Source organism: Streptomyces sp. NPDC088733 (assembly GCF_044751185.1).
GTDB lineage: Bacteria > Actinomycetota > Actinomycetes > Streptomycetales > Streptomycetaceae > Actinacidiphila.
The window spans coordinates 131,527-156,425 of sequence record NZ_JBIVLH010000004.1; the positions used below are offsets into that span (position 1 = coordinate 131,527).

Here is a 24,899-nt window from a genome sequence, read left to right on the forward strand (position 1 = left end):
CTGTGTTTCAGGAGGGGTGAATGAGGCAGCAGCGCCGCATGGTTCTCAAGACCGCCGTGGCCATGGGTTCGTCGGTCCTGCTGGGAGCCGCACGACCGGAGCCGCACGCCGCCGGCGGCCGGCGCGCGAGCACCGCCGGGCTGACCATGCGCTGGCTGGGAGTGGCGGGCTGGGAACTCCGCTTCGGGGAGACCCGCCTGCTCTTCGACCCCTATCTGAGCAGGATGCCCTTCGAGTCGCCCGACGGGGAGCTCGACCCGTCGCTCCCGCTGCGGACGGCTCCCGACAGCGTCGAGCGGATCGCGCGGGAGAGCCTGTCCGGCGCTCCCGACCTCGTCCTGGTCAGCCACGGGCACTTCGACCACCTCGCCGACGTACCGCAGTTGCTGGCCCGCGACGCCTGGGCGGGGCACCGCATCCGGACCCTGTGCGACGAGACCTCGCACCATCTGCTCGGCGCGATGGACGCCCCCGCCCGGCGGCTGGCCGACGTCGTCCGGGTGCAGGGCGGGGAGTACCTCCAGTTCCCCGGCTACACCGTGGAGGTCGTGCGCAGCCTGCACAGCCAGTTCGGCGACCACGGCTACTTCGCGCCGGGAACGCGCACCGCCGCTCCCACCGCGCCCCGGACCCTCGGCGACCTGGTGGAGGGCCGGACGCTGGCCTACATGGTCCGCTTCGACGGCGGCCCGTCGGTCTACCTGTCCGGCACCAGCAACCTGGCCGAGCGCGAACTCACCGGCCTGCGGCCGGACGTGGCCGTCGTCGGCATGACCTCGTACTCCGCTGTGCACCGCTACCTGGAACGGCTGCTGGAAGTGCTCGGCGACCCGCCCGTCGTGCTGCCCAGCCACCACGACGACATGGTCACCCCGCTCGCCCGGCTCGCGGCGGCGGACCCGGGGACGGTGCCGGCCCGGTCGCCGGCCGCCGCGGCCCTGGACGAGGCGGCCGCCGCCCGCGGCGCGGGAACGCGGGTCGTCGACCCGGTCGCCCTGCGGAGCTTCACGCCGGCCTGACCCCCGGGGCCTTTCCTCCACCACGAGCTCTCCTCTCACCGGTCTCTCCGCCCGCTCTCCGCCCGGCACGCCGCGCGACGCGCCACACCACCGGTGAGCCGCCAACGTACGGGGTGCAGGTGGGAGTTGCGGGGAGCGGCCCGTTGCGGGCACGGCGCGAAGCTGCGAAGGTTCCCCGCGTTCTGACGTGTCCACGTCCCGGTGTCCACGGCACCGGGCGGTTCCCGCGGCGGTCGTATGCAGATCAGCACGGTCCCGAACGGCACCGCCCGCGGCGTGGGCCGAGGCCGGCTGCCCACCGCACTGCGCCGGCTGCTGCTCGCGCAGTCCCTGAGTCAGGCCGGGTTCGTCGTGATGAACCTCGCCATGCCGCTCATCGCGGCGACCTCCCTGCACGCCTCGCCACTCGGCGTGGGGCTGGTCTCCGCGTGCCAGACCGTCGCGTTCCTGCTGATCGGGCTGCCCGTCGGGGTCTGGGTCGACCGGATGCGCAAGCGGCGGATCATGATCACCGCCGACCTCGTGCGAGCCGCGGCCCTCGCCCTCGTCCCGGCCCTGTGGGCGCTCGACGCCCTCACCGTCGCCGCCCTCTGCGCGGTCGCGCTCGTGGTGGGCACCGCCACGGCCTTCTTCGATGTCGCGGAACAGAGCTACCTCCCGCACCTGGTGGCGGCCGACCGGCTCGTCGCCGCCAACGCGCGCCTGGTCACCGTGGAGCAGACCGCGGCCGTCGCCGGCCCCGGGACCGCGGGACTCGTCGTGCAGGCGGTCACCGCGCCCCTGGCCGTCGCGGTCACCGCCGTGTCGTACCTGGGCTCGGCGGTCTTCCTCGGCCGCATTCCGGACCGCGGCGAGCGGATCGCGGCGAAGACCGGCGAGCCCCTGCACCGCGCGGTGGCCGAGGGCGTCCGCCATGTGTGGCGGCATCCGCTGATCCGCCCCCTCGTGGCCTGCTCGACCACGATGACCTTCTGCTGGAGCATGGGGTACGCGATGCTCCTGGTGCTGCTCGCCCAGGACCTGGCGGTGCCCGCCGCCACCATCGGGCTGCTGTTCACCGCCGGCGGGGCGGGCGGGCTGCTGGCCACCGCCGTCGTACGCCGCCTGATCGAACGACTCGGCGACGGACGCGCCGTCGTGCTGAGCGTGACCCTGGCCGGCCCCTGCACGCTGCTGTCCGCGCTCGCCGCCCCCGGACCGCGGCTGGCGCTGGTGGCCTGCGGCCAGTTCGCCTTCGCGGCGGGCGTGGTCGTCTACAACGTCGCCCAGGTCAGCTACCGCCAGCGTTCCGTGCCGCCCGACCTGCTGGGCCGCGTCAACGCGACGGTGCGCTTCTTCGCCTGGGGCGCGCGACCGCTCGGCGTCATCGCCGGGGGCCTCCTCGCCGAGTCCTTCGGGACCCGGACGGCCGTCTGGGCCGGGGCGGCCGGCACCGCCCTGGCGGGCCTGTGGCTGCTCTGCTCCCCGCTGCGGTCGCTGCGCGTACTGCCGGGTCCGGACCCCGCACCGCGACCGGACCTCCTCCACTGACCCCGCCCGCCGCACCACTCACCCGTCGCAGCCCACCGAAGGAGACCCCGTGCACGGCGCCGGCCCGGCCCCCCTGGTGTGGATCACCACACCCGACAACTACGACCCGCGTGTCCAGGAGCGACTGAAACGCGAGGGCTCGGGGCGCGTGGACATGCTGCGCGCGGCCGGCTTCGACGTGCGGGTCGTCCACTCCTGCGACATCGTCCCCGCCTGGAACGGCCGCCCGCGCCTCCTGCACGACGGGGACGACCTGCTCGCGGAGCGGGCGGGCTTCCTCGTCACGTCCTGGACCTGGGACCCGGGCATCGCCCGCCACCTGGAGGCCGTCGTCCGGACGATCCGCGCCTCGGACAGCGTGCTCCTGACGGACGGGACCCTCGATCCCGACGGCCTCGGCACCGACAAACTGGCGATGTACCACCACGCGGCATCGCTGGGCGCGCCGGTCCTGCCCACGGTCAGTGTGCCCTTCGGCCGCTACGCGCGCCGCGCCCTCGACGCCGTCCGCTCCGAACTGCCCGAGGGCCCCTATGTGGTGAAACCGCGTTCGATGGCCATGGGATTCGGTGTGCTGAAGGCCGACACACCCCAGCACCTCGCCGCCACGGTCGACCTGCTGGCACCCTCGGGCCTGGGCTGCCTGGTCCAGCCCCACCTGCCCAACACCGGCGACCTGCGGGTCTACGTGTCCGAGGGCAAGACCGTCGCCGCGCTGCTGCGACGCCCCGGCGACGAGGCGTACCTGGCCAACGTGAGTCAGGGCGGCAGCGGCTCCGTGCACGAACCTCCCGGTGACACCGCCGCGTCGAGCGAGCGGCTGGCCCGCAGTCTCGAGGCGGACTATCTGTGCGTGGACTGGCTGCTGACCGGGGACCGCCCCGTGTTCAACGAGTGGATGACCGTGCTGGCCGGCTACGAGGACCTCACCGGCGCCCCGCGCCGGCGCGTCGAAACAGCACTGGTCGACCACATCCGGCACCGCCTCTCCGCGGCCGCGTGACCCCGCCCCGGTCCGGGCACCGGCGTGAGCGCCCGGACCGGGGTGCGGGCCGTTCTGATTGAATGGTCCGCATATGACTGATCCGCTGTCGAACGGGACACCGCTGGACGTCGACCTGGTGCGGGCCGCCCAGGCAGGCGACGCGGGCTCCCTCGGCCTGCTGCTCGCCAGGCACCAGGCGGCCATGCACGGGGTCGCCCTGGCCGTGCTGGGCCACGGACCGGACGCCCAGGACGCCGTGCAGGAAGCCGCGCTCATCGCGCTGCGGCGCATCGGGGACCTGCGCGACCCGGAGGCCGCCGGCCCGTGGCTGCGCATGGTGGTCCGCAATGTGTGCCGTGCGCAGCTGCGGAAGAAGTCGGCGGTGCCGGTGGCCGAGCTCGAGGGGTTCGCCGCCATGGACCGCTCGGGCGGCCCGCCCGACCCGGCGGACGTGCTGGACGGGCACGTCCTGCGGGACTGGATCTGGAGTGCGCTGGACAGGCTGTCGCCCGGGCTGCGGCTGGTGACCATGCTGCGCTACTTCACCGACGTCACGTCCTACGAGGAGATCGCGCTGCTGTGCGGCACCCCCGTCGGCACCGTGCGCAGCAGGCTCAACCAGGCCCGGGCGCAGCTCGCCGGCGGACTGGCGCGCACGGGCGACCAGGTCCACGACGACGTCGCCACCCGTACCGCCCGCCACCGCCGCCTCGCCGAGGAGACGATGACGGCGGCCCATCGCGGCGAACTCGCCTCGGCGTGGGCGGACTGGCGGTCGCCCCGGCTGGAGGTGACCTGGCCGACCGGCAAGCACTCGGACCTGGACTACCTGGGGTTCTCCTTCACGCGTGACGTCTCCGAGGGCGTCCGCCAGAGGCTGCTGAACGTGGTGGCGGGCCGCGAGGTGGTCATCTGGGAGGCCGCCATCATCAGCCCGCCGGAGGACCCGTTCCACTGCCCGCCCAGCGTGGTCTGGGTGCACTTCCTGGACGCGAACGGTGACGGCAGACTGCGTCTGTACCACCCGCGCCACCGCTGAGCCCGCCCCGCGAAAAAATCTTGGCGGCGGATCGAACCTCTTCGCTCCTCACCGCATCGTGGGGGTATGAACGCAACCTTTCCGGAGACGGAGTACGGCGGCCCTGCGCCCGCGGTGCGCAGCGTCCTGGTCGACGGGGTGCGCCAGGTCTACCGGGTCACGGGGCACGGGCCGGTGTGCCTCGTCCACTCGGGGGGCCCCGGTGTGCACCCCGAGTACCTGCGCATCCCCGCGCTGGAACAGCATCTGACCATGGTCTACGTGGACCCGGTCGGGTCCGGCGACAGTGACCTGCTGCCGGACGGGGACTACTCCATGTCCCGCTACGCGCGCTTCGCCGAAGCCGTGCTCGACGACCTCGGGGCGCCGACCGCCTGGTTCCTCGGCCACTCGCACGGCGGTTTCGTCGCGCTGCAGTTCGGCCTCGACCACCCCGAGCGCCTGGACGGGCTGATCCTCTACGACACCGCGCCCGTGTACGGGCCGGAGATGAGCGGGACGGCCACCCGGGAGATGGACCGGTTCGTCCGGCGCTGGCCGGACCGGCCGGAGGCCGCCGAGGCGGGGCGGGTGTGGGGCGCCCGCATGTCGGGGACACTGGAGATCACCGACAGCGGGTCGCGGGAGCGCTACCTCGCCGCCGTCCTGCCCGCCTACTTCGCCGACCACCGCGCGACGATCGGGCGCATCGGCAGCGCGCCCGCCCTCCGGGCCACCCATGACCCGAACCGGCTTCCCGCCGACTGGGACGTACGCGACCGGCTCGGCACCATCCGGGCACGGGCCCTGGTGATCGTCGGCAGCTACGACTTCATCTGCCCGCCCCGCTACGCCTACGAGATCCGCACCCGCATGCCGGACGCGCGGCTCTGCGAGCTGACCGCGAGCGGCCACTTCGGGCACATCGAGGAGACGGAGAGGTTCGTCGCCGCCGTGCTCGATTTCGTCACCACCAACCATCACAAGGGGAACCACGCATGAGCACCACAGTGCCGACCGGCCTGGCCGAAGAGACCGAGATCAGGGCCTACAGCGACTTCGTGACCGGCGCGCCGGCGGACGTGCACGAGGCCCTGGGCATCGGCGCGCGGCAGTTCGGCGCGGCGCGGGCACTGGCCATCCGCGAGGACCCGAGCCGTTTCTTCAACCGGGTCGGGGGATTCGGGCCCGATGAGCCGGTCACGGCGGACGTCGTGGAGGAGGTGTGCGGCTTCTTCCGCGACCAGGGCGTGCCGCGCGGCTCGTTCATGATCGCGCCGTCGGTGCTGCCGTCGGACTGGGACGCGACCGCGGCCAAGTGGGGCCTCACCCAGGGCGCCCGTTTCGCCAAGCTCGGGTACGACGTCGCGACCGCGGTCGACACCGGTGACAGCGCGGCCGCGCTCGACCCGGACCTGCGCGTCGGCCCGGTCGAACCCCACGAGGCCCGCGAGTGGGCCACCGTGATGATGACGACGTTCGGCTTCACCACGCCAGCCATGATCGACATGGCCTCCGCATGCGTGGGCCGGCCGAACTGGCGGCAGTACGCCGTCCGGGACGGGGAACGGATCGTCGCGGTCGGCAGCGTCTTCGTGAACGGCGACTGCGCCGACATGTTCGGCGGAGCGACGCTTCCGGAGGCGCGGGGCCGCGGTGCCCAGTCGGCACTCCTCGCGGCCCGCGTCCAGGCAGCCCGTGACGCGGGCTGCCGCTGGCTCGTCGCCGAGACCGGGGCCGAGGGCCCCGGCGACCACAACTCGTCCCTCCACAACATGCTGCGCTCCGGCTTCGCGCCGCTGTACGAGCGGGTCGCCTGGGTGTGGGGCGAGTAGCCGGACCGGGCACCGGGGCGCCCGCGCCCGGTCCCGGTCGCGGGCGCCGCGCGGGCCGCCGCCCCAGGTCACCGTCCTGACACGGGCGCGGCGGCCCGCGCCAGGGCCTGGGTGACGGTGTCCGCGACGGCCGCCGCGGTCAGGCCCGCTTCCGCGAGGATCTCGGCGCGGCCGGCCTGCCGGGGAAAACCGTCCGCCACCCCCAGGACATGTACGGGGGTGCGGACACCGGCCTCCTGCAGTGCCTGGACCACCGCCGTTCCCACGCCCCCGGTCCGCAGGCCGTCCTCGACCGTGACGACCAGCGCGTGGTCGGCGGCGAGGGCGGGCAGTTCGTCGGGGAGCGGCTTGACCCACAGCGGGTCCACCACGGTGACCTCCACACCCTGCTCCGCGCAGAGCCCGGCCGCTTCGAGGGCGACCCGGGCCGTCGTCCCGACGGCGATCAGCAGGACGCCACCGGTGCCGGATGCCGCACGCAGGACGTCGACCGCGCCCACGCGGGCGGCCGCCGGGATGTCCGGGCCGACCGCGCCCCGCGGGTAGCGCAGGACCGTCGGGGCGTCGGTGACCGCGACCGCCTGCCGCAACTGCTGCCGGAGCGTGCGCGCGTCGCGGGGAGCGGCGATGCGCAGGCCCGGGACGGCCTGGAGCATCGCCAGGTCCCACAGCCCGTTGTGGCTCGGCCCGTCGTCGCCGGTGACCCCGGACCGGTCGAGCACGAGGGTCGTGCCGAGGCGGTGCAGCGCGAGGTCCATCAGCACCTGGTCAAGTGCCCGGTTCAGGAAGGTGCCGTAGAGGGCGACCACCGGGTGCAGCCCCGCCATGGCCATTCCGGCGGCCGAGGCGACCGCGTGCTGCTCGGCGATCCCGACGTCGAAGAACCGTGCCGGGTACCGTGCGGCGAAGTCGTTCAGGCCCACCGAGCCGGGCATGGCCGCGGTGATCGCCACCACGCCGGGGTGCGTTTCCGCCAGCTCCACCAGTTCGCGGCCGAACGCCGCCGACCACGACGGGGCGGAGGGCCGCAGAGGGCGTCCCGTCCGCGGGTCGATGGTGCCGATGCCGTGCAGGTGGTCCTCCTCGTCCTGCTCGGCGGGGGCATAACCGAGCCCCTTGCGTGTGATGCAGTGGACGACGACGGGCGCCCCGTGGTCCTTGGCGCGCTCCAGGGCGGTCTCCACGGCGGTGATGTCGTGGCCGTCGACGGGCCCGAGGTAGTGCAGTCCCAGCGCGGTGAAGAGGGAGTACGGCGTCACGGCCTCGGCCGGGCCCTCCAAGCCCGCCCGCAGGCCCTCCTTGATGCCTTCCTTGGCCGCGTGCAGGGTGCGGTGCAGCGCCCGGCCCGTCGTCCCGGCGCCGCCGAGGGCCTGTTTGCCCCAGCCCGCCAGGCGCTCGTAGCCGGCGTGGGCCCGCAGGGCCGCCAGGTGCCGGGCGAGCCCGCCCACGGTCGGTGCGTACGACCGGCCGTTGTCGTTCACGACGATCACCACCGGCCGGTCGGGGGCCTCGGCGATGTTGTTCAGCGCCTCCCAGGCCAGCCCGCCGGTGAGGGCTCCGTCGCCGACGACGGCGACGATGTGCCGGTCCGACTCGCCCGCCAGCTTGCGGGCCTTGGCCATTCCGTCGGCGTACGACAGGGCCGCCGACGCGTGGGAGTGCTCGATGTGGTCGTGCGCGGACTCCTCCCGGCTCGGGTACCCGGAGAGCCCGCCGCGCTGCCGCAGGCCCGTGAACTCCGCGGCACGCCCCGTCACGATCTTGTGGACGTACGCCTGGTGCCCGACGTCCCACAGCAGCAGGTCGCACGGCGAGTCGAAGACCCGGTGCAGGGCCAGGGTCAGTTCCACGACACCGAGGTTGGGGCCCAGGTGGCCGCCCGTGGCCGCCACGTGCCGGACCAGGAACTCGCGGATCTCCCCGGCGAGCCCGGCCAGTTCCGTACGGCTCAGACCTCGCAGGTCCGAGGGCTGGTTCACCCGTGCCAGCAGACTCATGCCGCCGCTCCTCCTGTGTGCCGATGTACCGTCGGCGGATGCGCGGCGGGCGGGCCACCACCGCCCGGCGCGCCCGCGTGCCAACTCCGCGGGGCGGGCCGCCGTTTCACGGTCCGGCCTGCGCAACCGCGTTGACGACACTAGATCCGGGAGCGGACGGGGGCGGACGGCCTTTCGTGCCACATCGGCCTCACATCAGGACATCGGCGCCGCCGGCCGGAGTTCGGCGGTCGCGCATGCCGGCAGCCGGTGCGCCCGAGGGCGCACCGGCCGGGTGTCCGCGGAGCGGGCGTGGGCCGCCGTTCGCTCAGGCGCCGACCGCCGCGCGTCCGGCGACGTGGATGCGCGTCTGCTGGGTGACGCGGCGGCCGAGGTGCCCGGCGGTGGCGATGTCCGCCTTGTGGACCTCATCGGGGCCGTGGTCGGTGTGGGTCTGGGCGCCCGCACCGAGGTAGAAGCCGAGCCGGTTCAGGTCGTCCTCGGAGGCGGTGGAGCTGTTCCAGCCCGGGTGCAGGCCGAGGTTGACCCAGGTCATGCCGTGCTGGGCGGCGAGGACGGTGAAGTACTGGAGCGTGTGGAGCTTGTCACCGCTCTTCGCGCCGGAGTTGCTGAATCCGGCGGCGAGCTTGTCCTTCCAGGAGTGGACGAACCAGCGCTTGGACGTGGCCTCGGCGAACTGGTGGAAGGCGCCGGAGGCCGTGCCCATGTAGGTCGGTGAGCCGAAGACGATGGCGTCGGAGGCGTCGAGCAGTGCCCACTGCTCGTCGGTGATCTCGTCGACCTTGATCAGGTGGGCGACGCCTCCCGCCTCGACCACACCGTCGCGTACGGCCTCGGCCAGGACGGTGGTGTGGCCGTAGCCGGAGTGGTAGGCGATCGCTACGACGGGGCTGGTCATGGACTTCTCCTCCAGGCAGTGGGTCCGGCCGGCCCCCTGCGGGAGCCGGGAGGCCGACGACCGTCCGGCGTGGGGCCCGGGCAGTCGGCCTTGCACTTCCTCGACCAGGGAGCCTCCGATGTTGTGACACCGAGGGGGTGTCTATGACATAGGGCACCTCCGTTGCCACCGCCGCCGGCCGCCCCGACACCGTGGGTGTCATTGCTCCCCGCGCGCCCCAGGAGCGGCGTCCGCGACGGTGCGGGGTGCGCGCTCCCGTTGTCGCTGCCGGAGGCGGGGTCGCGCCGGCCCGTCGGCCCGACGTCAACCGGAGGACGCGCCTGGCCGGCCGCGAACGGATGGTTCACCGGGCCCGCGTACGCCCACGGGTGCCTCGCACAACTCGGCCCGCAATCCCGGGAATCCCGTGCACCGCGATGAACCGGCGGGGTGGCGCCACCGTAGAAACCGTCGTGTGCGGCAGGCACACGCAATGTGCCGACGGCGGGCACACCAAGGGCCCCATCCGCACACGTTCGGGGTCGCTGCGGTACAACACCCGCCATTTCGGCAAACGAATGGGTACCATCCGGCAACAACACCGGAATGAGGAGAGCGGGCTGACATGTCCAAAGAATCCAATGAGCCGGGCATCACCACGATCCAGGACCGGGCGGCGGCGCGCGCCGCGCGCATCGCGGCCGACCTGGACAGCAACGCCCGCGAACAGGAGAGCGTTCGCGCTCAGATCAGCGAGTTGCAGGAGCACCTGACCAAACTGGGCCGTGAGCACGAGCTGCTGACGCAGTTGCGGGGCACCGAGCCCACCGGGGGCGGCGCGGCATCCCGGCGGCAGGAGGTGGCCGCGCCGGTGGAGGAGGCACCCGCGTCACCCGCGGACGCCGTGACACCGAAGCCGGCGAAGGCCGCGAAATCGGCGAGGACCTCGAAGGCACCGAAGGCGCCGGCCACGGCGAAGGCGGCCGAAGCGACAGCGACCGCCGCCACGGGCGAGCCCGTCGCCGCGGTGGAACCGGTCGCCGCGCCCGCGGTCCCCGGCCCCCGCGGAGGCCGCAAGAAGGCACCCGTCCGGACCGCCACGCGTCAGCGCAGGAAGAACGCGGCCGGAACGCGCAAGCCGGAATCCGGGCCGACTTTGGTCAGCCTCCTCGAGGAGATCCTGTCCGCGAGCCAGGAGCCCCGCATGGTCAGCGAGATCGTCAATGTCCTGGCCGACCGGCACCCCGATCGCGCGGCCAAGACCCAGGTGGTCAGGAACACGCTGGAGGCGCTCGTGGCGAAGGGCGTCGCCGAACGCACCCGGCAGCAGGGCTCGGTGTTCTACACCCCCGTGCCCACGGCCGGGAGCGACGGCACGGCGGCGGCGAAGGCGGACCAGGCGGCCGAGCCCGCCACGGCGACCGCCTGAGAACGGCGTGGGGGCGGGGCAGGACCCCGGAGCGGCGACTCCGGGGTCCTCGGCCCGGCTGCCAGGCGATCAGGCGGTGGCGACGGGGGCACTGAAGTAGTGCCCCTTGTCGAGGTCTTCGAGGAGACCGGGGTGGACCGGCTGCCAGCCCACCAGTTCACGGGTCAGGGCGCTGGAGACCACGATGTCGTGGCCGAGGAACCCGCTCAGCCACGCGAAGTGCTCGGCAGCGTCCTCCGGGGCCACGGAGGCCACCGGGACGTCGAGGTGACGGCCGATCACCTCGGCGACGTCACGGATCGCGACGCCCTCCTCCGCGACACCGTGCAGTACCGAGCCGGCGGGGGCCTTCTCGACCGCCAGGCGGAACAGCCGGGCGGCGTCCAGGCGGTGGACGGCCGGCCACCGGCCGACACCGTCGCCGAGGTAGCCGGAGACGCCCTTGGCGCGGGCGATGGCGACCAGGGTCGCCATGAAGCCGTTGTCGCCGTCGCCGTGGCAGGTCGGGGACAGCCGCACCACGGACGAGCGCACCCCGCGCGAGGCGAGGGCGAGAGCGGCCCGGGCGGTGGTCCCCCGGATCGACACCGCTGAACCGTCGGTCACGGGCATGTCCCGCTCGGTCGCCGGCTGCCCGGGCTTGAGGCCGACCACGCCGGAGGCGAGGACGAACGGGCGGTCGGTGCCGGCCAGCGTGTCGCCGAAGGTGTCGACGGCGCGGCGATCGGCCTCGCCGGCGTCCTGGAAGCCGCCGCTGAAGGCGATGTCGTGCTTGAAGGCGAGGTGGATCACCCCGTCCGACGCGGCGGCCGCCGCGCGCAGGACGTCGAGGTCGTCGATGGTGCCGCGGACGACCTCCGCCCCGGCGGCGGTGAGGGCGGCGGCGGAGGAGTCGGAGCGGGCGAGCCCGACGACCTGGTGCCCCGCGCCGATGAGTTCGGGAACGACCGCGGAACCGATCCAGCCGGACGCGCCGGTCACGAAGATGCGCATGGGAGAACCCCAGACTGTTGATGTCAGTTTCTGTCATCAACGCTAGCATCTGATGTCAGGCACTGTCATCACGTAGAATCCCGGCATGGGCAGATGGGAGCCGGACGGACGCGGGCGCCTGGCGAGAGCGGCGCTGGAGCTCTACAGCGAGCGCGGCTACGAGCAGACCACCGTGGCGGAGATCGCCAAGCGGGCCGGGCTCACGGAGCGGACCTTCTTCCGGCACTACGCCGACAAGCGCGAGGTGCTGTTCGACGGCTCCGGCATGCTGCAGGAACTGTTCGTGAACGCGGTCGTCGACGCCCCGGAGCCGGCGGCGCCCATCGACGCGGTGGCGGCCGGCCTCGACGCGGTCTCCGAGATGTTCGACGGCCGCCGGGAGCACTCCCGGCTGCGGCAGGCCGTCATCGTCGCGAACCCCGAGCTCCAGGAGCGCGAGCTGATCAAGCTCGCCTCGCTGGCGGCCGCCCTGGCCGAGGCCCTGCACCGGCGCGGTGTCGCGCCCTCGACCGCGAGCCTGGCCGCCGAGGCGGGGATCGCGGTCTTCAAGGTCGGCTTCGAGCGCTGGATCGCGGCCTCCGAGGAGCACGGGATGCCGCAGCTGATGCGGGAGTCGCTGGACGACCTCAAGGCCGTGACCGAGGGCCGCCGGGACTGACCGTCCCCCCACCGGCGCACCGGACCCCGGCCGCCGTACGCCTGTGATCAGCCAAGCTTCGCTCCGCGCATGACAAAGGGCTGGTGCGGGTCCGCCGCGGGACGGAGGATGATCCCCATGCCTGATTCCACTCCCTTCCACGACCTGGCGGCGTTCATCGCGCTGCCCCGGGTCTCCTCGCTGGCCCTGTCACCGGACGGAACCCGTCTGGTGACGGCGGTTCAGGAACTGTCCACCGACCGCACCCGGTTCATCAACGCGCTCTGGGAGGTCGACCCGGCGGGCGAACGTCCGGCCCGGCGGCTCACCCGGTCCGGACGCGGCGAGTCCGCCCCCGCGTTCCTGCCCGACGGCACCCTGCTCTTCCTCTCCTCCCGTCCGGCCGCCGACCCCGGCGAGGGCGCGGACGACACGCAGGAGGCGGCGCTGTGGAGCCTGCCGGCCGGCGGCGGGGAGGCATCACAGCTGCTCACCAGGCCCGGCGGGATCGACGGGTACGCGACCGCCACCGCGGCGTCCCGGATCGCCCTGGCGGCCGGGCTGCTCCCCGGCGCGGCGGATGCCGAGCAGGACGAGCGCCTGCGCGAGGCCCGCCGGAAGGCCAAGGTCTCGGCGATCCTGCACGAGTCGGTGCCGGTCCGGTACTGGGACCACGACCTGGGCCCCGCCGTCCCGCACGTGTTCACCGTCCCGGACGCCGGAACCGCGCACCCCGTCGCGGTCGACTGCGGCGCCCGCCGGGTCACCGGCTCCGGGGACGTCGTGGTCTCCCCCGACGGCTCGCTCGTCGCCTACACCGCGGCCGTCGGCACGCTCCCCGACGAGGTCCGCGACGTCGTCGTGGTCGTGGACGCCGCCACCGGCAAGCAGCTGCGGGTGCTGGAGTCCCCCGACGCGGAGTTCAGCGCCCCGGCCTTCACGCCGGACAGCCGCCGTCTGGTCTGCGTCCGCGAGCGCCGGATCACCTGGGACAGCCCCGGTGACGCCACGCTGTGGCTCACCGACGCGACCGACGACCAGGACCCGGGCCGCGATCTGCTGCCCGATTTCGAGCAGTGGCCCGGTGCCCCGGTCGTCTCCCCCGTGCCCGGCGAGGACGGTTCCCCGGTGGTGTGGTTCACCGCCGACGAGGCCGGGCACGCACCCGTCTTCCGGCTCTCCACCGGCAGCGGCGACCTGGTCGCGCTGACCGCGTCCGGCGCCTACACCGACGTGGTGGCGAGCCCGGACGGCGGCACCCTCTACGCGCTGCGCTCGGCCGTGGACAGCCCGCCCGTGCCCGTACGCCTCGACGCCGCGACGCCCGGGCAGCAGCCGGTGACGCTGCCGTCCCCCGGGCAGGTGGCGGCACTGCCCGGCACCCTCACCGAGGTGCACACCACCGCAGAGGACGGGACGGCGCTGCGCGCCTGGCTGGTGCTGCCGCACGAGGCCCGCCCCGGCACCCCGGCGCCGCTGCTGCTGTGGGTGCACGGCGGCCCGCAGACCAGCTGGAACGCCTGGCACTGGCGCTGGAGCCCCTGGGTGGCGGCGGCCGCCGGCTACGCGGTGCTGCTGCCCGACCCGGCGCTGTCCACCGGCTACGGGCAGCACATGCACGAGCGCGGCTGGGCGCACTGGGGCGGTGCCTCGTACACCGACGTGCTGGCGCTCACCGACGCCGCGTTGCAGCGGGACGACCTGGACGCGGAGCGCACCGCGATGATGGGCGGCTCCTACGGCGGGTACATGGCCAACTGGATCGCCACGCAGACCGACCGCTTCAAGGCGATCGTCACCCACGCGAGCCTGTGGAACATGTACAGCTTCGCGCAGGTCACCGACTTCCCGGCGTACTGGATGCGCCGCCAGGGCGACCCGCTGGAGACCACGGAGCGGTACGAGCGGGAGTCCCCGCACCTGCGGGCCGCGCACATCACCACGCCGATGCTGGTGATCCACGGCGACAAGGACTACCGGGTGCCGATCGGCGAGGGCCTCGCCCTGTGGAACGACCTCTCGCGGTTCGACGTCCCGGCGAAGTTCCTGTACTTCCCCGACGAGGGGCACTGGATCACCAAGCCCAACAACATCCGGCTCTGGTACGCCACCGTGCTGGGCTTCCTGGCGCACCACGTGCTGGGCGAGGAGTGGCAGCGCCCCGACCTGGTCTGACACCCCGCACCGCAGGGGCCCGGTGTCACCGGACCCCTGCGGGCCGGCCGTGTCAGTACGAAGGGTCTCGGGGCGGCCGGGGGTTGACCGCGTCGCGCCGCTCCTCCAGCCGCCGCGTCCGTTCGGTGAACCGGATGTCACGCAGGAACGCCTCGCTCTGAAGGGTCATCAGCGAGTTGAGCGCGTGCCCCTCCCGCGCGGGGTTGGCCAGGCACCGTTCGTAGAAGTGGGCGGCGCGGCCGGGATCCGCGTACGCGGTGCGGTACAGGTCGGCCACGCGGTACTGCGCGTACGGGTGGCCTGCCTGCGCGGCCGGCAGGAAGCACTCCAGCGCGTGGTCCACCGGGGCGCGGTCGAGGCGCACCAGCCGCTCCAGGTACATCTCGCCGAGTGCGAGCATCGCCTCGGGTTCGCCGAGGGCGACCGCGCGCCGGTACCACTCGGCGGCCGCGTCGAAGGACTGGGCGATGCCGGCCTCGGGGCACCCGCGGTAGGCCAGCGTCCCCAGGTAGTACGCCGCCCTGGGTGACGCGGGGCTGCGCCGCAGCCAGGGCACGGCCTCGGCCCACTCGCCCTGCACGTAGCGGACATGCCCCAGCAACTCACCGGCGTCCGCGTGGCCTTGGGCGGCCGCGGGTTCCAGGAAGAAGGCAGCGGCGGCGCGGTACTGCCCGCTGTCCCAGCAGTAGCGGCCGATCTGGTGGAACTCCTCGGCCGTGGTCGGCTCACGCCCGTCCGCGGTGAAGTTGACGCCGTTCCAGAGCACCATGCGCCGGACCCCCTCCCTGCCTCAGCACGCTACCCCGCCGGAGCGATTCGGTGACGGGTCGCGCAGACGGGATCATGGACGTATGCCGTACCTGCGAAAGACCCTTCCGCTGCTCCTCCTTCCGGCGGCGGTGGCACTGACCGCCTGCGGGGCGGAGTCCGCGAGCCCGTCCGCACTCGATGCCAGGGCCCGTGCGCTGGGCGTCGAACGGGAGATGGTGTACGTGACCGACGTACCGGGCTACACCCTCGCCACCCAGTCCGTGGGGGTGGTCGGCGACCACGGTTTCGGCGCCTCCTGGTTCTCGCCCGGCGGCAGGAGGATCGAGATGCGGGTCGACGAACGCGAGGGCGGCGGCCCCGTCGCCTGCTCCGACCCGGACAACCGGCGCGCGGCCGAGCGGGGTTCGTGCGAGCGGGACGGCATGCGCTGGTACCGCGCGACGAGGACCGGCCACGAGTACGTCTTCCAGGACGGCGGACGGGTGGTACGGCTGTCCGCGGACCGGACCCTCGTCACCCGCGGCACCCTGCGACGGGCGGCGGAGAACGCCCATCAGGCGGACCCCGGCGAACTCGCCGACGTCCTGCCGCCCACCGGCGGTCCAGGGCCGGGGCCCGTCGAACGCGGCGACCTGCCGGAGGTGGGCGACGGCGCACCGATGGACCCGTTCGCGATCACCGAGGGAACCAGCGGCTGAGCGAAACGGGCGGAACCCGACGGACGGTAGGTGCGTCCCAGGGACATCGCGGGAATACCCGCACATTCTCTGGGGGCGTCATGAGACGGTTCATATGGCTGGGTGCGGTGTGCCTGCTCACCGTGGGGTCGGTGGGCTGCGGGACGGAACCGGCGGCCGACATCGTCGGAGCGGACAGGTCCACCCCGCGCATGCGTCACGTGGCCGAGGCATGGAAGGGCTCGGAGGCGGCCCGTGTGTGGCGCACCGGTTTCTACCTCCTGGACGACACCGAGCGGCTGCCGGAGGACGCCTTCCACAACGGGGCGGACAAACTGGCTTACTCCAACGGCAACTTCCGCGTGCGCGCCGGCGCGCTGCCCGGCGCCGCCGCCCGGCACGGACGGATCCGCTGGACGAACGGCGACTCCCTTCCCGCCACGGTCATGACGGCGCGGCAGGCGTACGAGACGCTGGACCACGGCGACCGGGGCGACGGCGCGGACCCGTTGACCGTGACAAAGGCCGCCCTCGGCGAGATGACGGTGAACACCAGCCGGGGCCCGGCCAGGGTGCCCGCCTGGCTGCTCACCCTCGACGGCTACGACACCCCGGTCCGGCTGATGGCGGTCGGCTCCCCGAAGCCCCCGCGCCCCCCGGTCCCGTCCCTGTCACCGAGGACGGTCCATGACGTGCAGCCGCTGGACGAGGTCCGGAAGGTGTCCGGCGACGGCCGGACCGTCACCGTGCGGGCGAGCCACGGCGCCTGCGACGACGGTCCGACCGTCGAGGTCCTGGAGACCGGCGACAGCGTGGTGCTCGCGGGCGGCATCCGCGGTGCCGAGGACGGTCCGTGCACGATGCAACTCCTGCACGCCTCGGTCACCGTGCATCTGGACCGCCCGCTCGGCGACCGGCTGGTCCTCGACGCGTTCACCGGCAAGCCGGTCACGATGCCGGCCTGACGCTCCGAGGGCGCGCCGCGGGGCTCCGGCGCCGCGGTGCCGCCGTCAGTTCCCGCCGGACAGCCGCGCGGTGACCGTCTTGGGGCGCTGGTACTCGTGCAGGGCGAGGGTGCTCAGGTCCGTGCCGTGGCCCGAGGCGCCGCGGCCGCCGTGCGGGAGCTCGGCGGTCTGCACGAGATGGCAGTTGAGCCAGACCTCGCCCGCGTTCAGCCGGCCGGCGAGGTCGAGGCCCGTCGCCAGGTCGCGGGTCCACACACTGGCCGCCAGTGCCTGGGGCACTCCGTGCGCGAGGGCCATGGCAGCGTCCAGGTCCTCGGCCCGCTGCACGGTGAGCAGCGGGCCGAAGACCTCCTCCACCACCGCCGGATCGTCGTCGGGGAGGTCGGCGAGGATCCGGGCGGGACGCCAGAAGCCGCTCTCCTCGCCGGGCCGCGGCGCGATGCCGGCCACGCATGTCCGCCCGGCGGCGGACGCCTTGACGATGCCGTCGTAACGGGCCAGCTGATCGGGGTTGTTGAGCGGCCCGAAGTCCCGTCCCGCCAGGCAGTCCCGTGCCGCGGCGGCCAGTTGGCCCACGGCCTCCTCGTAGTTCTCGCGCAGGGTGATGACACGGGCGGGGGCGGCGCAGCTCTGCCCGGCGTTGTAGGTGCAGGCACGTACGAGCTCGGCCCAGGTGTCGGCGGGCGCGTCGGGCAGGACGAGCGCCGGGGCGTTGCCGCCGAGTTCCAGGCTGACGCGGCGTCCCGCGGCGCGCGATGCCACATCGGCCCCGGCCGCCGCGCTGCCGGTGAAGGCGACCATGTCGACATCGGCCCCGACCAGCAGCCGCCCGGTCCGCCGGTCACCCGGGACGGCGGTGAGGACGCCGGGGCCCAGTGCCTCGGCGGCGTGCTCGGCGAGGAGTTCCAGGGTGTCGGGGGTGGTCTCGGCGGGTTTGGCGACCACGGTGTTGCCGGCGGCCAGGGCGGGCGCGCACCGCCAGGCGGCCATCATCAGCGGGTAGTTCCAGGGCACGACGACGCCCACGACGCCCAGCGGTTCCCAGCGCACCCAGCTCTCGTGGCCGTCGACGAGCCGTCCGGCGGCCGGCGCGGACCGGGCGCGGACGGCGGAGGCGTAGAACCGGAAGAGGTCCGCGACCTGTTCCACCTCCCCGGCGGTCTCGGAGTCCGGTTTGCCGGTGCCGGCGGCCTCGCGGACGACGTAGGAGTCCGCGTCCGCCTCCACCAGCGCGGCCAGCCGTTCCAGCCGGCGGGAGCGTTCCCTGGGGGTGAGGCCGCGCCAGCCGGGCAGGGCGGCGCGGGCGGTGTCGACCGCGGCCCCCACCTCGCGTTCGCGGGCCAGCGGGAAGGTACCCCGGGTCCGGCCGGTACGGGGGTCGACGAGAGTGGTGTTCACCGTGCGCGTGCCTCCATCGTTGATCCGTTCACAGCCCGTACGCCCGCAGCCACAGCTCCAGGGTGAGGACCAGCCACAACTTGCCGCCCTGCCGCGGCAGCAGCGTGCCCTCGCCGCGCATCCAGGTCCGCACGGTGTCGGGCCGGAACAGGCCGCGCTGCCGGGCGGCGCGGCCGAGCAGCAGGTCACCGCCCAGCTCGCGCAGCGGCCCGCTGAGCCACTGCTGCACCGGCACCCGCATCCCGCTCTTGGGCCGGTCGACGACGGTGGCGGGCAGCAGGTCCCGTACGGCTTCCTTCAGCACCCACTTCTCCGCCGTGCCGCGGAGTTTGAGCGCGGGCGGGGTGGCGAAGGCGTGGTCCACCACCCGGCGGTCGAAGAGCGGGGCACGGCCCTGGATCCCCTGCGAGGCGGTCAGCCGCTCGACCTTGGTGAGGATGTGGTGGGCGCCCTTGGTGCGCAGGTTGCAGTGGAGCAGCTGGTTGAGCAGGTGGGTCATCCGGTCCGGGCCCGTCAGATAGGGCGCGACGAAGCGTTGCGGGGCCGGTGCGGACCCCAGGGCGGACAGGGCGTCCGCGGTCAGCAGGTCGGGGAGGTCGGTCCAGCATTTGCGGTACGAGCGCAGATAGGCCGTCGCCCGGTCCTCGTACCACGGCGACTCGTGTGCGCCCGGGGCCCCGGCGTGCATCTCCTGGACGAGCATCGGGAGGTTCTTCGGCCCGCCGAACACCGGGTCCCCGCCCTCCCCGTTGAGCACGGTCCGCAGCCCGTCCCCCGCGACGGCCTCGGCGAGCATCAGGTTCGGCACCGTCAGGGGGTCGCCGACCGGGCTGTCGAGCAGGGCGGCCGTGTCGGCGAGCCGCGCGGCGACGGCCGTGCCGGAGACCGTCAGGACCCGGTGCCGGGTCTGGCAGTGGACGGCGACCAGGCCCGAGTAGCCGAGTTCGTTGGGGAGTGCGTCGCCGAAGCTGATGGAGTAGGTGTGGACGGGCCGGCCGTGCAGCTTGGCGGCGAGCGCGGTGACGAGCGAGCTGTCGATCCCGCCGGAGAGCAGCACGCCGACGGCCTCGTCCTCAGGCAGCCGCCGTGCGGTGGCGTCTTCGAGGAGGGTGCGCAGGGTGAGTACGTGGTCGTCGGCGTGCCGCTCTCCCGGGGGCTCGTCGAGCCGCTCCTCGGGCTCCCAGTGGACGGTCTCGGTCATCGTCCCGTCGGCGCTCAGCCGCAGCACCCGGCCGGGAAGGACCTCGTGCACGCCCTCCAGCAGCGTTTCGTCGCCGGGGAGATAGGCGAAGGTGAGGAAGGAGCGTACGGCGGACAGGTTCATCCGGGTGCCGAGTGCGGGCCAGCGGCGCAGGGACCGCAGGGACGTGGAGGCCGCCCAGGCGCCCGCGGCGCGGGCGTAGAACAGGGTGCGGGCGCCGACGTGGTCGCGGATCAGCACGAGCTCCGCGCCGTCGAGGACGGCGAGCGCGAACATGCCCTCGGCCAGGGCGACGCCCCGTTCGCCGAGCCGGGCCCAGCAGCGCAGCAGCAGCTCGCCGTCACCGGTGCCGGGCGGGGCGGGCGCGCCGTCGGCGGCGAGGGCGGCGAAGAGTTCGGCGCGGTTGTGCAGGGTGACCTCGCCGGCGGCCCGCATGCCGTACGCCTCGAACGGCCCCTCGGCATGGCCGGGTTCGTCCCGTACCAGGGCCAGCCCCGGCGCGATCGCCGGGGTGCCCATCGCCGCCAGGTGCGCGTCGGCCGCGCCGGGCCGGCCGGCCGGGCCGTTGGCGTGTTCGGCTCCCGACGCGAGACAGACGCTGAAGCGCGCCATCAGTGGGTCCTTTCCTGTTGCCGCGTACCCGTGCGGGCCGAAGGGGCGGGATCGGCCGCGGGCTCAGCCGAAGTCGTCGTCGCTCCAGCCGCCGCCGTCGTCACCGCAGTTCCCGTCGCCCCAGTCGCCGCCGTCCCCTCCGCCGTCGCCCCCGCCGCTGGAGGACGAGCTCTGCGCCTGGCGGCGCAACTCCTCTTCCTCCTCCAGTGAGAGGTGCAGCGGCGGGAGCTGGGAGGCCGTGACGGCGAGTCCGGTGACACCGAGGCCCACGAGGATCGCCCCCGTCCGGCCGCCGAAGGAGGTCCGGTTGATGGTGAGGGTGTCGCCGGTTCCCCACAAGGTGCGGCCGAAGCCGATGTCCCGTCCGTAGGTCACCCTGCCGCCGGGGAGGACACGCTTGACGATCTTGTGGCCCAGCAGCTCGTCGGTCCCCTGGTTCCCGTGCTCGTCGTGCCAGTGCACCACGCCGCCCGCGCCGCGGCGACGCCATTCGTGCCGGCCGTCCTCGTAGGTGCGGTGGACGCTTCGGTCGGCCAGCAGATCGTCCGTGTAGCCGATTTCGCGTGGGCGGATCATGCGCTGCGGTCCTTCGGTCTGCGGTGTCCGGGCATGCGGTCGTCCTCGGGGCGGGTGCGGGGTCGGGGTCGGGGTCGGTTCATGCGTCGGGCCAGGTCAGGAATCCGGCGGTGCGCAGCTCGCGCAGGTCGCCCCAGACGGAGTGACGGGGCGGACGGGGGCCGCGGGTGAGCCGGAGCACGGCGCGCAGGAGCCGGGCGGGCGGGACCGCGGCGACTTCGGCGAACCGGCCCGCGGCGAGCCACTCCGCCTCCCCGGGCCGCAGTCCCGGCGGCAGCGGTCCGAGCGGCGGCACCGGGCCGGGCCTGCGCCCGGACACCAGGTGCAGCGCCTGGGCGTGCCGGGGCACCAGCCCGAGCGAGGCGACCCGTACGGGCACCGCACCCAGCCCCTCACGCACCCGGGCGGGCAGCGCGATCCCGGCGGGGCTCGCGTCGTGCAGGACGTGCACGGTGGCGCCCTCGGCGCGCTCCAGCGCCTCCACCAGCAGGGAGTCGAGCGGCAGGTCGTCCTCGGCGGTCAGGACGGGGCAACCTGCCTCCAGGTGCACATGGTTGGCCAGCAGCATCGCGGCGATGGAGCGGTCCTGGCAGACCAGCAGCCGGGGCAGTCCGTAGGCGTACAGGTCGGGCTCGCGTCCCGGTCCGCCGGTCGACCTGCCGGCGGTCGGCGCGGGCAGCAGTCCGGCCGGCTCCGTACCGCGCAGGGCCTGGGTGAACCGGGGCAGCCGCAGCGGCGGTGCCGGGCTGTGCGGGATGCGTCGCACGGGCCCGGGTGCCGGGCGCAGGACGCGGCAGGTCTCGTAGTACAGCTGCCGCTCGGTGAAGCGCAGGTTCCCGGGGGCGGCCGCGCGCCGTGCGGCGACGGTGATCGCCCGCTCCAGCAAGGGGCGGCCGAACCGGCTCGTGGACCCCGGCACGTCAGTCTCCGTCCTTCATCGGCGGCACAGAGGGGCGCGGCCAGCTGAGGAAGCCGAAGGCCGCGGCCGCGCGCGCCTCGTCGTCGGGGATGGCGCGGGCCTCGCCCACGGCCCGCACGACGGCTGATTCGAGCACCGCGGGCGGCACCGCGGCGACGGGGCTGTACCAGCCCTGGAGCAGCCAGTCGGCTTCCTCGGGGACGCGCTCCGCCAGCTGCCGCAGCCATCCCGGCCGGTCCAGCAGCACCCTCGCGGGCGGCACCTCGTGGAGGGTGACGGCCTTCTCGTTGCCCATCACCGCCCGGACCGGCAGCCCCGCGTCCACGACCACCCGCCGGGGGGTGGTCGCCCGGGCGTCGGCGAGCAGTTGGAGGCCGCGCACGCTCGCGTCGTGGAGCACCACCACCGGCCCGGTGGCGGAGACCTCGCCGAGTTCGGCGGCGAGGTGGAGATTCAGGCGCCGCGGAATCGCGTTGGCCGTCAGGAAGCAGCGGACGGCGGGGTCGGGGCAGAGCAGTTCCACCGGCTCCGGGGCCGGGTCGGGTTCCCCACCGGCGGCCGGGTCCCCGTTCGTGGCCGGGTCGCCGGGCCCCTTCAGGAGTTCCCGGTCGTCCACGATCCCGGGCGGCAGGTTTCCGTACACGGCGGACCATCGCAGTCGCAGCAGCGACCGGAAGTCGCCCTCCGCGGGGACCACGGACGCGCCGGCGCCGCGCGGCGGACGGCGCGGTTCGCCCTTCGCGAGCACGTACAGGAGTCCGGACACGCACAGGCCCGCGAACCACAGGAGGCCGCCGAGGGGCACTCCGCGTACGGCCACGCCGAGTGCGATGAGCCCGCCGAGGAGGACGACCGCCGCCGCGCCGCCCACCCACGGCGAGCGTCCGCTCGCCGGTGCCGCCGGCCAGAAGCGGTTGGACGTGCGGGCGAGGTACCACAGCTGCGTGACGGTGACGTTGAGGCGCCCCCCGTCGGTGGCCTTCTCGACGACCCGCCGGATGCGGCTGTCGTGCATGCCGCGGCCGTGCACCTTGGGGTCGAGGGCGAACGCGCGGCCGCAGCGCGAGCACACGCCGCCCGTGCGTTCCTTGCCGAGCAGTGGGCTCCGGCAGTGGGGGCAGATCATCCGCCCTCCTCGGGCCAGGTCATGAAGCCGGCGGCGGACGCGCGCTCCCACTGCGGATCGGCTGTCGCGCCGGCCCGTTCGACGGCCCGGGAGACGGCGGCCAGCAGTTTGGCGGGCGGCACTCCGACGAGCGGGAACCCCCAGCCCCGACGCAGCCACTTCAGCTGGCGGGGGCTGAACCTCCCGCTCTTCTCGAGCGCCCGCACGATGTGCGGCGCGGGCGCTTTGCCCCGCACCGGCACCGCGCGCTTGACACCGTGCACGGCGTCGAGCGGCAGGCCGATGTCGATCACCAGGCGGTCCGGCAGCACGGTGCGGACGAGGTCGGGGAGCACGAGCCCGTGCGCGTCGGCGTCGTGGAGCACCAGCACAGGACGAGGGCCGGGTGAGCGCGGCAGTGTCTCCGGGTCGATGGCGAGGGTGAGCCCGTAACGGGAGGTCAGCCCCGTCGCGTCGAGGAAGACGGCGATGGCGCGGTCGGGGCAGACCAGAACGAGCCCGCGCGTCGGCGGATGGCTGGACGCGGGCGCGTGCGGCTCACGAGGGCCCGGGGCGAACGGATAGGCGGTGTCGTCGATCACACCGCGGGGCAGTGCTCCGTAGACGAACTCCCATTCCCGCAGCGGGCCGCCGCGGAAGTCCGCGCGGGCCAGCCGTGGGCGGCCCCGGCCGAAACCTCTGACGCGCAGGACCACGAAACCGGACGCCGCGAGCAGCGCCAGCACGCTGATGACGCGGTAGGAGGTCATGTTCGCCGCCGCCCCCAGGAGTCCGGCGCCGATGCCGCCGAGCGTGAGCACCACGGCGCAGCCCGTCCCGCTCTTGGTGCCCCGCAAGGCCTTGCGGGACGCGGCGTACCACAACTGCCCGGGCACGCACGGCACTGCGCCGTCCTCGGTGACCCGCTGGACGACCCGGACCACCCGGAGGTCGCTGAGCCGCATCTTGTTGGTCTTTGGGTCCAGGGCGAACCGCCGCCCGCACTTGCTGCAGATGTTGTCCGGCCGCTCCTTGCGCAGCAGCGACACGTTGCAGTGCGGGCAGATCACCGGCGGCCCTCCAGTCCCCGCGCGAGCCCGCGCAGGCGGGCGGCCAGCCGTTCTCTCCTGGTGGTGGCGCCCGGGCCGTGCGACCGCTGGGCCCGTTCGATGTCGCGCAGGGCACCGGCCAGGCCCCGGTAGTCCGTGCGGGCGAGGGTGCCCGTGCGGGTGCCCGGTGGTAGCGTCGCGGTGCCGTGCGACGGGTCGGCCGCCCTGCGCTCCGCCTCGGCGGCGGTGATCGCGTAGTCCTCGTGGTCGATGCCGTAGCCGGTGTTGGCGGCGAGGATGGTCAGCGGGGTGGTGTCCCGGTTGCCGAAGGAGTGCGGCATCATCTCCGGGATCCGGATCAGCTCGCCGGGGGTGAGCAGGACTTCGCAGGTCGCGGCGCGTTCGCTGTCGTACAGGCCGCAGGCCGCGTACCCGAGGCTGAGGACGAAGTGCTCCCCGCCGTGGGCGTGCGGGGTGAAGGCGCTCCGCGGGCCGACGATGCCGAGTTTGACGGTGGCGTTGGAGGGGCGCTCGGGGGACGTGGCGGCGTCCCCGACGAGGTAGTGGGCGAACTGGCCGTCGTCGATGAACGGCAGGAGGTCCCGCCCCGGCCCGAGTTCCCGGGAGCCGTCCCGGTCGGTGAGGACGACGGCGCCGTCGGACCGCGGCCGGTACAGTCGTACCCCGCGCGGCAGTTCCCCCGATCGCCGCCGGTCGTTCGCCGTGTCCCGAATGTCTGACGTGTCGTCACGCATGCTGCCGAACAAGTGCCCCTCCCCCAGGTGCCACTCACGTCCGCATGCGCATGGTAAGCCGCCGATCCCGAAGTGACGAGGTTGCGCACGAAGCCATCGGCGGACGCAGGGGCGAACGGTGGGTGAATCGGGCCCCGTTGACAGGGGTACGGTTCACCAGGTCCCGGTAAAGGAGCCCTGCCTTCGGGAAGAGTCCTTTCCGCCGGCGGGCCCGCAAGCCCGCGACGCCGCCGGACATCGTCCGACGCACATGCCCAACGGCGGTGCTGTGCACACCTGATGACGATCCCTCAGCGCCCGCGGGAATCCCCCTGTCGAGGCGGCACTGTCGTCCGTACACTGACAAGTTAAAGCGTTCGGGCATTGCCGACGGGGG

The 24,899-nt window shown here is 73.9% G+C and carries 22 protein-coding genes; 11 read left to right on the plus strand and 11 right to left on the minus strand.

Annotated features, from left to right (window positions below; genetic code table 11):
• Positions 1–20 precede the first annotated feature (20 nt).
• The 6 genes from ACIP64_RS09470 to ACIP64_RS09495 all read left to right on the plus strand — a co-directional run bounded on the left by ACIP64_RS09470 (position 21) and on the right by ACIP64_RS09495 (position 6,387).
• Entirely contained in the window at positions 21–1,019 is a 999-nt protein-coding gene (locus tag ACIP64_RS09470; protein WP_401583390.1) for an MBL fold metallo-hydrolase, read from the plus strand.
• Between the two features lie 237 nt (positions 1,020–1,256).
• Positions 1,257–2,549, plus strand: a complete 1,293-nt coding sequence (locus ACIP64_RS09475) for an MFS transporter (RefSeq protein WP_401583392.1) — start codon at positions 1,257–1,259, stop codon at positions 2,547–2,549.
• 49 nt (positions 2,550–2,598) lie between these two features.
• Positions 2,599–3,552 (plus strand): RimK family alpha-L-glutamate ligase, encoded by a 954-nt coding sequence (locus tag ACIP64_RS09480; RefSeq protein WP_401583394.1) that lies wholly within the window; start codon positions 2,599–2,601, stop codon positions 3,550–3,552.
• Positions 3,553–3,625: 73 nt separating this feature from the next.
• Positions 3,626–4,573 carry an RNA polymerase sigma factor gene (locus tag ACIP64_RS09485; protein WP_401583395.1) on the plus strand — a complete coding sequence of 316 codons (948 nt, stop codon included), beginning with the start codon at positions 3,626–3,628 and terminating at the stop codon, positions 4,571–4,573.
• A gap of 66 nt (positions 4,574–4,639) precedes the next feature.
• Positions 4,640–5,554, plus strand: a complete 915-nt coding sequence (locus ACIP64_RS09490) for an alpha/beta fold hydrolase (protein WP_401583397.1) — start codon at positions 4,640–4,642, stop codon at positions 5,552–5,554.
• Positions 5,551–6,387, plus strand: a complete 837-nt coding sequence (locus ACIP64_RS09495) for a GNAT family N-acetyltransferase (protein WP_401583399.1) — start codon at positions 5,551–5,553, stop codon at positions 6,385–6,387. Before ACIP64_RS09490 ends, ACIP64_RS09495 begins: the two co-directional genes overlap by 4 nt.
• Before the next feature lie 68 nt (positions 6,388–6,455).
• Here the strand turns inward: ACIP64_RS09495 and dxs are convergent, their stop codons facing one another.
• Both dxs and ACIP64_RS09505 read right to left on the minus strand, forming a co-directional pair.
• Entirely contained in the window at positions 6,456–8,384 is a 1,929-nt protein-coding gene (gene dxs / locus ACIP64_RS09500) for a 1-deoxy-D-xylulose-5-phosphate synthase (protein ID WP_401583400.1), read from the minus strand.
• 307 nt (positions 8,385–8,691) lie between these two features.
• Complete coding sequence (locus tag ACIP64_RS09505) at positions 8,692–9,282, minus strand: flavodoxin family protein (RefSeq protein WP_401583402.1); 591 nt, start codon at positions 9,280–9,282, stop codon at positions 8,692–8,694.
• A 604-nt stretch (positions 9,283–9,886) separates the two neighbouring features.
• On the opposite strand from ACIP64_RS09505, the gene ACIP64_RS09510 reads away from it, so the two are divergent.
• The gene (locus ACIP64_RS09510; RefSeq protein ID WP_401583403.1) at positions 9,887–10,690 is read left to right on the plus strand and encodes a hypothetical protein; all 804 of its coding nucleotides are present in this window, start codon (positions 9,887–9,889) and stop codon (positions 10,688–10,690) included.
• 69 nt (positions 10,691–10,759) lie between these two features.
• On the opposite strand, the gene ACIP64_RS09515 is transcribed toward ACIP64_RS09510, so the two are convergent.
• Positions 10,760–11,683 carry an SDR family oxidoreductase gene (locus tag ACIP64_RS09515; protein WP_401583404.1) on the minus strand — a complete coding sequence of 308 codons (924 nt, stop codon included), beginning with the start codon at positions 11,681–11,683 and terminating at the stop codon, positions 10,760–10,762.
• Between the two features lie 85 nt (positions 11,684–11,768).
• Between ACIP64_RS09515 and ACIP64_RS09520 the strand changes: the two genes are divergently transcribed.
• The gene (locus ACIP64_RS09520; protein ID WP_401583406.1) at positions 11,769–12,341 is read left to right on the plus strand and encodes a TetR/AcrR family transcriptional regulator; all 573 of its coding nucleotides are present in this window, start codon (positions 11,769–11,771) and stop codon (positions 12,339–12,341) included.
• A gap of 117 nt (positions 12,342–12,458) precedes the next feature.
• The gene (locus ACIP64_RS09525; RefSeq protein ID WP_401583407.1) at positions 12,459–14,495 is read left to right on the plus strand and encodes an alpha/beta fold hydrolase; all 2,037 of its coding nucleotides are present in this window, start codon (positions 12,459–12,461) and stop codon (positions 14,493–14,495) included.
• A gap of 52 nt (positions 14,496–14,547) precedes the next feature.
• Here ACIP64_RS09525 and ACIP64_RS09530 read toward each other — a convergent pair whose 3' ends face one another.
• A complete protein-coding gene (locus ACIP64_RS09530; RefSeq protein ID WP_401583408.1) occupies positions 14,548–15,264 on the minus strand; it encodes a tetratricopeptide repeat protein in 717 nt (238 codons plus the stop codon).
• An 82-nt stretch (positions 15,265–15,346) separates the two neighbouring features.
• On the opposite strand from ACIP64_RS09530, the gene ACIP64_RS09535 reads away from it, so the two are divergent.
• Both ACIP64_RS09535 and ACIP64_RS09540 read left to right on the plus strand, forming a co-directional pair.
• The gene (locus ACIP64_RS09535; RefSeq protein ID WP_401583409.1) at positions 15,347–15,964 is read left to right on the plus strand and encodes a hypothetical protein; all 618 of its coding nucleotides are present in this window, start codon (positions 15,347–15,349) and stop codon (positions 15,962–15,964) included.
• A gap of 80 nt (positions 15,965–16,044) precedes the next feature.
• A complete protein-coding gene (locus tag ACIP64_RS09540; RefSeq protein WP_401583410.1) occupies positions 16,045–16,908 on the plus strand; it encodes a hypothetical protein in 864 nt (287 codons plus the stop codon).
• A 45-nt stretch (positions 16,909–16,953) separates the two neighbouring features.
• Here the strand turns inward: ACIP64_RS09540 and ACIP64_RS09545 are convergent, their stop codons facing one another.
• The 7 genes from ACIP64_RS09545 to ACIP64_RS09575 form a co-directional block, all read right to left on the minus strand.
• Positions 16,954–18,306, minus strand: coding sequence for an aldehyde dehydrogenase family protein (locus ACIP64_RS09545; RefSeq protein WP_401583412.1), 1,353 nt, complete (start codon positions 18,304–18,306; stop codon positions 16,954–16,956).
• A gap of 28 nt (positions 18,307–18,334) precedes the next feature.
• Positions 18,335–20,119: an asparagine synthetase B family protein gene (locus ACIP64_RS09550; protein ID WP_401583414.1), complete on the minus strand. Its 1,785-nt coding sequence runs from the start codon at positions 20,117–20,119 to the stop codon at positions 18,335–18,337.
• A 63-nt stretch (positions 20,120–20,182) separates the two neighbouring features.
• The gene (locus tag ACIP64_RS09555) at positions 20,183–20,695 is read right to left on the minus strand and encodes a hypothetical protein (protein WP_401583415.1); all 513 of its coding nucleotides are present in this window, start codon (positions 20,693–20,695) and stop codon (positions 20,183–20,185) included.
• Between the two features lie 79 nt (positions 20,696–20,774).
• Positions 20,775–21,614, minus strand: coding sequence for a hypothetical protein (locus tag ACIP64_RS09560; RefSeq protein ID WP_401583416.1), 840 nt, complete (start codon positions 21,612–21,614; stop codon positions 20,775–20,777).
• A gap of 1 nt (position 21,615) precedes the next feature.
• Entirely contained in the window at positions 21,616–22,740 is a 1,125-nt protein-coding gene (locus ACIP64_RS09565) for a hypothetical protein (protein WP_401583418.1), read from the minus strand.
• Complete coding sequence (locus tag ACIP64_RS09570) at positions 22,737–23,789, minus strand: hypothetical protein (protein ID WP_401583420.1); 1,053 nt, start codon at positions 23,787–23,789, stop codon at positions 22,737–22,739. The genes ACIP64_RS09565 and ACIP64_RS09570 overlap by 4 nt, the downstream gene beginning before the upstream one ends.
• Positions 23,786–24,523, minus strand: coding sequence for a cupin domain-containing protein (locus ACIP64_RS09575; protein WP_401583422.1), 738 nt, complete (start codon positions 24,521–24,523; stop codon positions 23,786–23,788). Before ACIP64_RS09575 ends, ACIP64_RS09570 begins: the two co-directional genes overlap by 4 nt.
• Between the last annotated feature and the right edge of the window lie 376 nt (positions 24,524–24,899).